The 379-nt window shown below is 73.9% G+C and carries 1 protein-coding gene; it reads left to right on the forward strand.

The window, feature by feature from the left end:
• Positions 1-379 (forward strand): acyl carrier protein (locus LPA54_RS42115; RefSeq protein WP_228985601.1); only part of this gene is annotated, 379 nt, incomplete at both ends.

Here is a 379-nt window from a genome sequence, read left to right on the forward strand (position 1 = left end):
CCCGCACCCGCCCCCGCCCCGCCCTCCGCCGACGCCCTGCGGGCCGTGCGCACCGTGTGGGCCGACCTCCTGGGCGAGGCGGCCGACGACGCCCAGTTCTTCGAGGCGGGCGGCGACTCCATCCTCGCCATGCAGATGGTGTCGCGGCTGCGCCGCGAGGGGTTCTCCCTCGCCCTGCGCGACTCGTCCACCATGGTGCGCCGCAACCTGCTGCACGCCCGGCGCTACCCGTCCCTCACCCTCAACCTGCTGCTCACACCGGTCATGCTGCTCCTGCTCTTCGTGTACGTCTTCGGCGACGTGATGAGCGCGGGGCTGGGCGGCGGCGGCCGGTCCGCCTACGTCGCCTACCTGGTGCCCGGGCTGCTGCTGATGACCG

This window comes from Streptomyces sp. DH12 (genome assembly GCF_020873895.1).
Classification (GTDB): Bacteria; Actinomycetota; Actinomycetes; order Streptomycetales; family Streptomycetaceae; genus Streptomyces.